At 60.3% G+C, this 9,772-nt stretch carries 11 protein-coding genes and 1 pseudogene; 4 read left to right on the top strand and 8 right to left on the bottom strand.

Going from position 1 to position 9,772, the window contains the following annotated elements:
• Positions 1–99: 99 nt before the first annotated feature.
• The 3 genes and pseudogenes from AUK77_RS16650 to coq7 form a co-directional block, all read left to right on the top strand.
• Positions 100–294: pseudogene (locus AUK77_RS16650) on the top strand (HIT domain-containing protein); the annotation flags it as partial.
• Positions 279–1,112 carry a formylglycine-generating enzyme family protein gene (locus AUK77_RS16655; RefSeq protein ID WP_296131897.1) on the top strand — a complete coding sequence of 278 codons (834 nt, stop codon included), beginning with the start codon at positions 279–281 and terminating at the stop codon, positions 1,110–1,112. The pseudogene AUK77_RS16650 and the gene AUK77_RS16655, both read left to right, overlap by 16 nt.
• 77 nt (positions 1,113–1,189) lie before the next feature.
• A complete protein-coding gene (coq7, locus tag AUK77_RS16660; RefSeq protein ID WP_296131899.1) occupies positions 1,190–1,837 on the top strand; it encodes a 2-polyprenyl-3-methyl-6-methoxy-1,4-benzoquinone monooxygenase in 648 nt (215 codons plus the stop codon).
• A gap of 70 nt (positions 1,838–1,907) precedes the next feature.
• Here coq7 and AUK77_RS16665 read toward each other — a convergent pair whose 3' ends face one another.
• Entirely contained in the window at positions 1,908–2,333 is a 426-nt protein-coding gene (locus AUK77_RS16665) for an OsmC family protein (protein WP_296131901.1), read from the bottom strand.
• A gap of 231 nt (positions 2,334–2,564) precedes the next feature.
• Between AUK77_RS16665 and crp the strand changes: the two genes are divergently transcribed.
• Positions 2,565–3,209, top strand: a complete 645-nt coding sequence (gene crp / locus AUK77_RS16670; RefSeq protein ID WP_136664372.1) for a cAMP-activated global transcriptional regulator CRP — start codon at positions 2,565–2,567, stop codon at positions 3,207–3,209.
• A 62-nt stretch (positions 3,210–3,271) separates the two neighbouring features.
• Here the strand turns inward: crp and trpC are convergent, their stop codons facing one another.
• The 7 genes from trpC to AUK77_RS16705 form a co-directional block, all read right to left on the bottom strand.
• Positions 3,272–4,108, bottom strand: coding sequence for an indole-3-glycerol phosphate synthase TrpC (trpC, locus tag AUK77_RS16675; RefSeq protein WP_296131904.1), 837 nt, complete (start codon positions 4,106–4,108; stop codon positions 3,272–3,274).
• Positions 4,105–5,154, bottom strand: a complete 1,050-nt coding sequence (gene trpD, locus AUK77_RS16680; RefSeq protein WP_296131905.1) for an anthranilate phosphoribosyltransferase — start codon at positions 5,152–5,154, stop codon at positions 4,105–4,107. The genes trpC and trpD overlap by 4 nt, the downstream gene beginning before the upstream one ends.
• A complete protein-coding gene (locus tag AUK77_RS16685) occupies positions 5,154–5,747 on the bottom strand; it encodes an aminodeoxychorismate/anthranilate synthase component II (RefSeq protein ID WP_296131907.1) in 594 nt (197 codons plus the stop codon). The genes trpD and AUK77_RS16685 overlap by 1 nt, the downstream gene beginning before the upstream one ends.
• An 11-nt stretch (positions 5,748–5,758) precedes the next feature.
• On the bottom strand, positions 5,759–7,237 hold the full coding sequence (trpE, locus tag AUK77_RS16690) for an anthranilate synthase component I (RefSeq protein ID WP_296131910.1): 1,479 nt from the start codon (positions 7,235–7,237) through the stop codon (positions 5,759–5,761).
• Positions 7,238–7,450: 213 nt separating this feature from the next.
• The gene (locus AUK77_RS16695) at positions 7,451–8,170 is read right to left on the bottom strand and encodes a phosphoglycolate phosphatase (RefSeq protein ID WP_296131913.1); all 720 of its coding nucleotides are present in this window, start codon (positions 8,168–8,170) and stop codon (positions 7,451–7,453) included.
• Positions 8,167–8,841, bottom strand: a complete 675-nt coding sequence (gene rpe, locus AUK77_RS16700) for a ribulose-phosphate 3-epimerase (protein WP_296131916.1) — start codon at positions 8,839–8,841, stop codon at positions 8,167–8,169. Before rpe ends, AUK77_RS16695 begins: the two co-directional genes overlap by 4 nt.
• 277 nt (positions 8,842–9,118) lie before the next feature.
• The coding region (locus tag AUK77_RS16705) for an aminotransferase class III-fold pyridoxal phosphate-dependent enzyme (RefSeq protein ID WP_296131919.1) at positions 9,119–9,772 on the bottom strand (654 nt) is incomplete at its 5' end.

The following is a 9,772-nucleotide window of genomic DNA, read 5'->3' on the forward strand; positions in this document are numbered from 1 at the left end:
TCGGCGCCGTCACACTCAACCCAGAGAGGGAGCAGCCGGCAGTGAAAATAGCAGCTTAAAAACACGGCTGACGCGACAACTACCTTGCAAAACGCCGCCCTGCTCGACCTCAGCGCAGCAGACACCGCACTGGCCGGCCACATCCTTTTCACTGCCCAGCGCCTGGCCAAGGAGCAAGGCTGCGCCGAGGGCTTTCGCGTGGTGATGAATTGCAATGAGTTGGGCGGGCAGACGGTTTATCACATTCACATGCACCTGATGGCCAAGCGACAGATGACATGGCCACCGGGTTGATGCGCTTTGCGGCCACACTGGTGCTGCTCGTCAGCGCACTGGGCACTACTACGCTGCTGGCTGACGAAGCCGGGCGCGTGTTCAACGACACCCTGCCCAATGGCAAGCCGGGCCCATCAATGGTGGTCGTCCCGGCGGGACATTTTCAGCTCGGCGATCACAGCAGCACGGGGAACCACAACGAGCGACCCCTGACGCCGATTACCTTCGCAAAAGCTTTCGCCATCGGTCGTTTCGAAGTCAGCTTTGCCGACTGGCAGCACTATGCCGACGCGACCGCTACAGCCTTGCCCGACAACGAGGGCTGGGGCTTATCAGCCCTGCGGCCTGTGATTCATGTGTCCTGGTTGCAAGCCGTGGCTTACAGCCAGTGGCTGAGCAAAGTCACCGGACACCGCTATCGCCTGCCAACCGAAGCCGAGTGGGAATATGCGGCCCGAGCCGGCAGCACAGAAGTGTACTGGTGGGGCGATCAGCTCGACAGCCCGGAAACCCGCCCCCGCGCACACTGCCGTGGTTGCGCCACCTCGCGCCTGATTCAAAGCAAAACCGAGCGCACCGGGCAATTTGCCGCCAATGCGTTTGGTCTGTATGACACCGCCGGCAATGTGTGGGAATGGACCGCCTCACGCTTCGCCAGCCCCTTCGATGGCAGCGAACAAGCCGTCGCCAGCCTGCTTGATAAAAGCCCGCGGGCGGTGCGCGGTGGCGCGTGGAACAGCGGGCCCACGTATTTGCGCAGCAGCCAGCGCGACATAAAACAACCGCAGCACCGCGACTACGCCCTAGGTTTTCGGCTGATGCGCGAACTGCCCTGAGGCTGCGACGAAACGTCAACAGACCTGCTCTTTGACTTGGAGTAAACTGAACACCGAAACCAGCGCCGGAGGTCCTTATGGCCAGCGAACGTCATTTTTCCCCTGTTGATCGCCTACTCCTGCAAGCCGATGCCGCTCTGCGTACTTTGCTGCCGTTCAGCGGCCAGCCAACGCGACCGTCGCCCGCTATCGTGCAACCAGAAGCCGAGCTGGACGAACGCCAGACCCAGCACATCGCCGGCCTGATGCGCATCAACCACACCGGCGAAGTCTGCGCCCAAGCGCTTTATCAAGGTCAGGCCCTGACGGCCAAATTGCCGCACGTACGCCTGGCAATGGAGCATGCCGCCGACGAAGAAATCGACCACCTGGCGTGGTGTGAGCAGCGCATCCGCCAGCTGGGCAGCCAGCCGAGCATCCTGAACCCGCTGTTCTACGGCCTGTCGTTTGGCGTAGGCGCGGCGGCTGGCCTTATCAGCGACAAGGTCAGCCTGGGTTTTGTCGCGGCCACCGAAGACCAAGTGGTCAAACACTTAGACGATCACCTGCAACAAATCCCCGAGCAGGACCACAAATCCCGCGCGATTCTTGAGCAGATGCGCGTGGATGAAGAACAACATGCCTGCAACGCCCTAGACGCGGGTGGCTTACGCTTCCCAGCACCGGTGAAGTTCGGCATGAGCCTGCTGGCCAAAGTGATGACCAGCACCACCTACCGCGTCTGACGCGGTTTATTGCAGGCACAAGAAAGGGCACCTCGGTGCCCTTTTCACTGCGCGCAACACTTGAGGCGACTTACTCACCGAGCTCGATGATTTCGTAATCATGGGTGATTTCAACGCCGCCACGGCCCAGCATAATCGACGCGGAGCAGTACTTCTCCGCCGACAGCTCAACCGCACGCTTGACCTGGGCTTCCTTCAAACCACGGCCCTTGACCACAAAATGCAGGTGGATCTTGGTGAACACCTTAGGTTCTTCCGTGGCGCGCTCAGCCTCCAGAAAGGCCTCGCAGCTTTCCACCGCCTGGCGGGATTTCTTCAGAATGCTGACTACGTCGAAGTTGCTGCAGCCACCCAGGCCAATCAGCACCATCTCCATCGGCCGCACACCCAAATTACGGCCACCGCTCTCGGGTGGGCCGTCCATCACCACAGCATGACCACTGCCCGACTCACCGATAAACATGGCTTCACCGGCCCACTGAATCCGCGCTTTCATTACTCAGGCTCCGCTGTTAAAAAGGAAGGCAGCTTAGCACAGCACTTTTGCCCTCCGAGAACCTGTCCAAAGCGACAAAGTGCCCTGCTGAGTGTTAGCCAGGTCGCAAAACAGCCCCTAGTCTTGGTGTGACTGTTAAGCTGACGCCGGAATGCTGGCACACTTGTACGGATAACTATTATTAGAACGCGGCCGCACAACGGCTCACCTTCATACATTCGGGATTCGGGCATGGTAGCTATTACCCTTACACCTAAAATAAAAAATCTCGACAAGCTTCTCGCACATTGCCACCGCCGCCGCTACACCGCCAAAAGCACCATCATTTATGCGGGCGATCGCTGCGAAACGTTGTTTTTCATCGTCAAAGGCTCGGTCACCATCCTGATCGAAGATGATGATGGGCGAGAGATGATCATTGCTTACCTCAACTCTGGCGACTTCTTTGGCGAGATGGGCCTGTTTGAGAAAGACGGCACCGAGAAAGAACGCAGTGCGTGGGTGCGGGCTAAAACCGAATGCGAAGTGGCGGAGTTGAGCTACGCCAAGTTCCGCGAGCTGACCCAGCAAGATCCGGACATTCTTTACGCCCTCGGCAGCCAGATGGCCGAGCGCCTACGTAATACCACACGCAAGGTTGGCGACCTGGCATTCCTTGATGTGACCGGTCGTGTGGCGCGCACCCTGCTGGACCTGTGCAAACAACCCGACGCCATGACCCACCCTGACGGCATGCAGATCAAAATCACCCGCCAGGAGATTGGCCGCATCGTCGGCTGCTCACGCGAGATGGTTGGTCGCGTGCTTAAAGCGCTGGAGGAGCAAGGTCTGGTCAACGTCAAAGGCAAGACCATGGTGGTGTTCGGCACCCGCTGAACCGCCCACTGCAGCGACAAAAAAGCCGACGCATGCGTCGGCTTTTTTCTGCGTGTCGGCAATCAATCAACATCCAGCGAGCTGATGACCCGCTTGCGCTCGGGGAAGAACAGACGCTCAAGCTCGGCACCGGGGTTTTCCGCACGCATAAACGCCTCACCCACCAGGAAGGCATACACCTCACTGATCTCCATCAGCTCGACGTCAGCACGATTGAGAATGCCGCTTTCAGTCACCACCAGACGATCACGCGGAATACGCGGCAGCAGATCCAGAGTGGTTTCCAGACTCAGTTCAAAGGTGTGCAGGTTGCGGTTGTTGATGCCGACCAGCGGTGTATCGAGGGTTTTCAGCGCACGCTCCAGCTCATCACCATCGTGTACTTCCACCAGCACATCGAGATCAAAGGCTTTGGCCGTGGCGGCCAGCTCGGCCATTTGGCCGTCTTCCAGCGCCGAGACGATCAGCAACACGCAATCGGCACCCAAGGCGCGCGCCTCGACAATCTGGTAAGGGTCGATCATGAAGTCCTTGCGGATTACCGGCAGCGCGCACGCGGCACGGGCCTCCTGCAGGTAGCGATCAGCCCCCTGAAAGAAGTCGATATCGGTCAGTACCGACAAACAGGTCGCGCCACCAGACTCATAATTCTGCGCAATTTCAGCGGGCACGAAGTGTTCACGCAGCACGCCCTTGCTCGGTGAGGCTTTCTTGATTTCGGCAATAACCGCCGGCTGCTTGCGCTTGGCCTGAGTAATCATCGCCTCGGCAAAGCCGCGCACTGGATCGGCGGCGCGGGCTTGCTGCTCAAGCTCAGCCAGCGACACAACGGCGCGGCGTGCCGCCACTTCCTCAACCTTGCGCGCGAGGATTTTCTCCAGAACGGTTGGAATACTCATCCGGCATTCTCCTCTTTGAACACGGCGGTAAAGGACACCAGCTCTTGTAATTTTTCCCAGGCCAGGCCCGTATGCAACGCATCGTGGGCCAGCTGAACACCTTCTTTCAAGCTGCTCGCCAGGTCCGCCGCATACAGCGCCGCACCGGCATTCAGAGCGATCATGTCGGCGGCTTTTTGCCCAGCGTCGGTCTTGCGCTTGGTCAGCGCATCGCGAATCAGCGCAAGCGATGCCTGCGGGCTTTCCACAGCCAGACTAATCAGGCTCTGACTTTGCAAGCCGAGGTCTTCGGGGAGCACCTCGTATTCGCTGATCACACCGTCCTTCAGCTCCGCGACATGAGTAGCAGCCGCCAGGCTGAACTCATCCAGGCCATCACGCGAATGCACCACCAAAATATGCTGACTGCCCAAACGCTTGAGCACCTCGGCCAACGGCCGGCAGAGCGCCTGACTGAAGACGCCCACCACCTGATGCTTAACCCCCGCCGGATTGGTCAGCGGGCCAAGCATATTGAAAATAGTGCGCAGGCCCATTTCACGGCGTGGCACGGCTGCATGCTTCATCGCCGCGTGATGCACCTGAGCAAACATAAAGCCGACGCCGACGCCTTCGATGCAGCGCGCCACTTGCTCCGGCGTCAGGCTAAGGTAGGCGCCAGCCGCTTCTAGCAGGTCAGCACTGCCGCTGTTGCCCGACACCGCACGGTTGCCGTGCTTGGCCACTTTGCCGCCAGCCGCTGCGACAACAAAGCTCGCCGCCGTTGATACGTTGAAGATGTTCGCACCATCGCCGCCAGTACCGACCACATCGACTACATGGTCGAGGGTCTGCAAGTGCACGTGACTGGCCAGCTCACGCATCACCGAGACTGCGCCGACGATTTCGTCGATGCTCTCGCTTTTCATGCGCATGCCCATCAGGAAGGCACCAATCTGCGCATCGGTGCACTGGCCGGTCATGATTTCGCGCATGACGTCCTGCATTTCTTCGGTGCTCAGATCCAACTGGCTGACCACTCGATTGAGGGCTTCCTTGATGTTCATCAGCGCAGGCCTCCTTGTTGTTTGAGGAAGTTGGCAAACAGTTCATGGCCCTGCTCAGTCAGAATCGACTCCGGGTGGAACTGCACGCCCTCGATCTGCAGGGTCTTGTGCCGCAGGCCCATGATCTCGTCGACCGTGCCGTCCTCATGCTGAGTCCAGGCGGTCATTTCCAGGCAGTCGGGCAGGGTCTCGCGCTTGACCACCAGCGAATGGTAGCGGGTGACTGTCAGCGGGTTATTCAGGCCGGCGAAAACGCCCAGATCACGGTGGAACACTGGGCTGGTTTTACCGTGCATCACCTGACGCGCTCGCACCACATCACCGCCAAAAGCCTGGCCGATGCTCTGGTGACCCAGGCACACACCGAGAATCGGCAGCTTGCCGGCAAAGTGCAGAATGGCCTCAATCGACACACCGGCTTCGGTCGGCGTACACGGGCCGGGCGAAACCACGATGCGCTCGGGCTGCAGCGCCTCAATTTCGGCAATCGACAGTTCGTCATTGCGGATCACGTGCACGTCGGCACCCAACTCGCCCAGGTACTGCACCACGTTGTAGGTGAAGGAGTCGTAGTTATCGATCATTAAAAGCATGGCGTAACCTCTTATTCGACAGTCTGTTCAGCGAGGGCAACGGCGCGGAACATGGCGCGACGCTTGTTCAGGGTTTCTTCCCACTCCAGTGCAGGCACGGAGTCGGCAACGATGCCAGCCCCGGCTTGCACATGCAGTTCGCCATCTTTGATCACCGCTGTACGGATGGCGATGGCGGTGTCCATATTGCCGTTCCACGCCAAGTAGCCCACCGCGCCGCCGTAGACGCCGCGTTTGACCGGCTCCAGCTCGTCGATGATTTCCATGGCGCGAATCTTCGGCGCACCGGACAAGGTGCCCGCAGGCAAAATGGCGCGCAGTGCGTCCATCGCGGTCAGGCCTTGCTTCAACTGGCCGGTGACGTTGGATACGATGTGCATGACGTTGGAATAACGCTCGATCACCATTTTCTCAGTCAGTTTGACGCTACCGGTGCTGGCGACGCGGCCAACATCGTTACGGCCCAGGTCGATAAGCATCAAGTGCTCGGCGACTTCTTTGGCGTCGGACAGCAGGTCTTCCTCCAGAGCCCGATCCGCCTCTTCGTTCGCGCCGCGCGGGCGGGTGCCGGCAATCGGGCGTACAGTGACCAAGCCATCTTCCAAACGCACCAACACTTCCGGCGAGCTGCCGACCACATGGAAGTCGCCGAAGTTGAAGAAGTACATGTAAGGCGTCGGGTTGATGCAGCGCAGCGCGCGGTACAGATCAATCGGCGCGGCCTTGAACGGAATCGACATGCGCTGCGAGATCACCACCTGCATGCAGTCACCGGCGAGGATGTATTCCTTGATTGCCTGCACGGCGTTCTCGTAGTCATCGCGCTTGAAGCTGGAGATAAAGTCCGGCTCGGCACCCGTCGCCGCCGCCAGATCAACGCCCAAGCGCGGGGTAATCGGCTGACGCAGCTTGTGCAGAATATCCCGCAGGCGCGCCTGGCCTTGCTCCAGCGCATCGGCGTCACTTGGGTCAACCAACACAATGGCGTGCATCTTGCCCGCCAGGTTGTCGAACACCACCACCGCGTCAGACACCATCAACAGGATATCCGGCGTGCCGAGAGCATCGGGGTTTACGCCCTTAGCTAATTTGGGCTCGACATAGCGCACGCTGTCGTAGCCAAAGTAGCCAACCAGACCGCCGTTAAAGCGCGGCAGACCGGCCAGGGTCGGCACCTTGTAGCGCGCCTGAAACTGCTCGACGAAGGCCAGTGGGTCTTCGCAGTGGTGACGTTCCACTTCGACGCCATCCACGCTGATCGTCACATCATGCCCATAGGCGCGCAGCACCGTGCGCGCAGGCAGGCCGATGATCGAGTAACGCCCCCATTTCTCACCGCCCTGCACGGATTCGAGCAGGTAGGTGTTGGCCTCGTCGGCCAGCTTCAGATAAATGGACAGCGGGGTGTCGAAATCCACCAGGGTTTCGCAGGCAACAGGAATGCGGTTATAGCCGGCAGCGGCTAAACGCAGAAATTCTTCGCGGGTCATGTGCAGCCTCGTGGCTTGAGGTAATACGGTGAAATGCAGGCGGGCTTTAGGCAAAGCCAGGATCAGGTCAGAGGCGCCAGCGCCAACGAGCCAGGGCCTTGATGATTTTCATGTCAGTGCTTGCCGAACAACGCGTGCAGGTAACCACCACGAAACTCTCTTAATACAGGCGGGAATGAAGTCCCTTCACACTAGCGCAGGGTCGCAAGCGAATCAACCCGCAAGCCCCGGCAAAAGCGCGTTCGCGGCCGGTCGTAGCAAGCCGCTCAGGCAATCGAGCACCTGCGCAGGGTGTTCTTCAGCAATCGGCCGACCGTGGTTATAGCCATAACTTAGCGCCACGCACGGCACACCAGCGGCCTTGGCCGCCCGCACATCATTACGCGAATCACCGATAAACAACGCCTGCGCCGGCTCAACGCGAGCCAGGCGCAGCACATGGCGCAGCGCCGCCGGATCAGGCTTCTGCTGGGGCAAGGTATCGCCACCGACAATCCAGCGGAAATAGCCGCCCAAGCCTTTCTCATCCAGCAACGGCGCGACAAAGCGCTCTGGCTTGTTAGTGACAATCGCCAGCTCGACCTGCTGTTCACGCAGCCAATCCAGGGTCGGTTTTACACCGGAATAAACCTGCGTCAGCGCGTGGTTTGCGGCGTAGTGCTGCATAAACAACTCCAGCGCCTGTTCGGCCTGCGCATCATCAACATGCGCATGTTCCAGACCTCCGGCCAGGGCACGGCGCACCAGCACGCGCGCGCCGTTACCCACCCAGTCGCGCACCTGATTTACGCCTGCTGGCGGGCGACCCAACTCATGCAGGGTGTTGTCGACGGCGGCAGCCAGATCCGGCACCGAATCAACCAAGGTGCCGTCCAGGTCAAACATCACCAAACGCGGCAACTCGCCGTTAAACAGCTCGCGCAGCAGGCTCACGCGCGGGCCTGGGCCAGTTCGGCGCGCATGGCGTCGATCACGGTTTTGTAGTCCGGCTGGTTGAAGATGGCTGAGCCTGCGACAAAGGTATCGGCACCGGCGGCAGCGATCTCACGGATGTTCTGCACATTGACCCCACCGTCGATCTCCAGACGGATTTCACGGCCGCTGGCGTCGATCAGTGCGCGGGCTTCGCGCAGTTTGTCGAGGGTGTGGGGGATGAACTTCTGCCCGCCGAAGCCGGGGTTAACGCTCATCAGCAGGATCATGTCGACCTTGTCCATGACGTGCTTGAGCACATCCAGCGGGGTGGCCGGGTTGAACACCAGACCGGCCTTGCAACCGCCATCGCGGATCAACTGCAGCGAGCGGTCGATGTGCTCGCTGGCTTCCGGGTGGAAGGTGATGTAGCTGGCACCGGCTTCGATAAAGTCGCCAATGATGCGGTCCACTGGCTTGACCATCAGGTGCGCGTCGATAGGCGCAGTGATGCCGTATTTACGCAGCGCAGCGCAGACCATCGGGCCGATGGTGAGGTTGGGCACGTAGTGGTTGTCCATCACATCGAAGTGCACGATGTCGGCACCGGCGGCGAGTACCTTGTCGACTTCTTCACCCAGACGAGCGAAATCAGCGGACAGAATCGACGGGGCAATGGCGAAGGGTTGCATAACGCACCTCGGTGGCATTTACGAAAGGCGCGCATTGTACCCGAGCGGATTCTCAGGCGTCGCTGGGACGATGGTCGGCAGCACAAACCCGCTCTCGCCAGGCGCAGCCTATGCAACCTCGCCATCCTGCGAGCGCTTGCAATCTGTCGCCGCTAAAGCGCCTCCCACGAATGGCTGTTCCTGCACGTGTGCGCGCTCTGTGGGAGGGGCTTTAGCCGCGACGGGCTGAAATGCACAAAACCCGCCGAAGCGGGTTTTGTGGGTAACGCACTGAGGCTTAGGCCAGTTCGTCGAAGCACTCGGCGATGATCGCCAGGCCGCGGTCGAGCAGTTCATCTTCAGCGGTCAACGGCACCAGCACGCGCAAGACGTTGCCGTAGGTGCCGCACGACAGCAGGATCAGGCCCTTGTCGCGCGCCTTGGCCACAATCTGCCCGGTCAGCGCCGCGTTGGGTTTGTGCACGTCGCCACCTTCGCACAGCTCCATGGCAATCATCGCGCCGAGGGCGCGCACTTCGCCGATGCTGTTGTGCTTGGCCTGAATGGCTTTGAGGCCGGTAACTAGGCGCTCACCCACTGCCTTGCAGCGGTCCAGCAGTTTTTCTTCTTCAAACACGTCCATCACCGCCAGCGCCGCGGCGCAGGCCAGCGGGCTGCCGGCGTAAGTGCCGCCCAGACCGCCGGGAGCAATGGCGTCCATGTATTCGGCCTTGCCGCACACGCCCGCCACCGGGAAGCCGCCGGCGATGGATTTAGCGAAGGTGGTCAAATCGGCGGCGACGCCCATTTGTTCCATGGCGAAGAAGGTGCCGGTACGGCCTGCGCCGGTTTGCACTTCGTCGGCAATCAGCAGGATGCCGTGCTGATCACACAGGGCGCGCAGGCGCAGCATGAAGTCTTTCGGCGCGACGTAGAAACCGCCTTCGCCTTG

The sequence above is a fragment of the Pseudomonas sp. Ga0074129 genome (genome assembly GCA_001465025.1).
Taxonomy (GTDB): Bacteria; Pseudomonadota; Gammaproteobacteria; order Pseudomonadales; family Pseudomonadaceae; genus Aquipseudomonas.

Excerpts from the sequence above, each read along its gene's own strand:
- crp (WP_136664372.1), top strand. The coding sequence starts at position 2,565 with ATGGTAGCTATTACCCTTACACCTAAAATAAAAAATCTCGACAAGCTT.
- rpe (WP_296131916.1), bottom strand. The coding sequence starts at position 8,841 with ATGCAACCCTTCGCCATTGCCCCGTCGATTCTGTCCGCTGATTTCGCT.
- trpD (WP_296131905.1), bottom strand. The coding sequence starts at position 5,154 with ATGAACATCAAGGAAGCCCTCAATCGAGTGGTCAGCCAGTTGGATCTG.
- AUK77_RS16655 (WP_296131897.1), top strand. The coding sequence starts at position 279 with ATGGCCACCGGGTTGATGCGCTTTGCGGCCACACTGGTGCTGCTCGTC.
- AUK77_RS16665 (WP_296131901.1), bottom strand. The coding sequence starts at position 2,333 with ATGAAAGCGCGGATTCAGTGGGCCGGTGAAGCCATGTTTATCGGTGAG.
- trpC (WP_296131904.1), bottom strand. The coding sequence starts at position 4,108 with ATGAGTATTCCAACCGTTCTGGAGAAAATCCTCGCGCGCAAGGTTGAG.
- AUK77_RS16685 (WP_296131907.1), bottom strand. The coding sequence starts at position 5,747 with ATGCTTTTAATGATCGATAACTACGACTCCTTCACCTACAACGTGGTG.
- coq7 (WP_296131899.1), top strand. The coding sequence starts at position 1,190 with ATGGCCAGCGAACGTCATTTTTCCCCTGTTGATCGCCTACTCCTGCAA.
- trpE (WP_296131910.1), bottom strand. The coding sequence starts at position 7,237 with ATGACCCGCGAAGAATTTCTGCGTTTAGCCGCTGCCGGCTATAACCGC.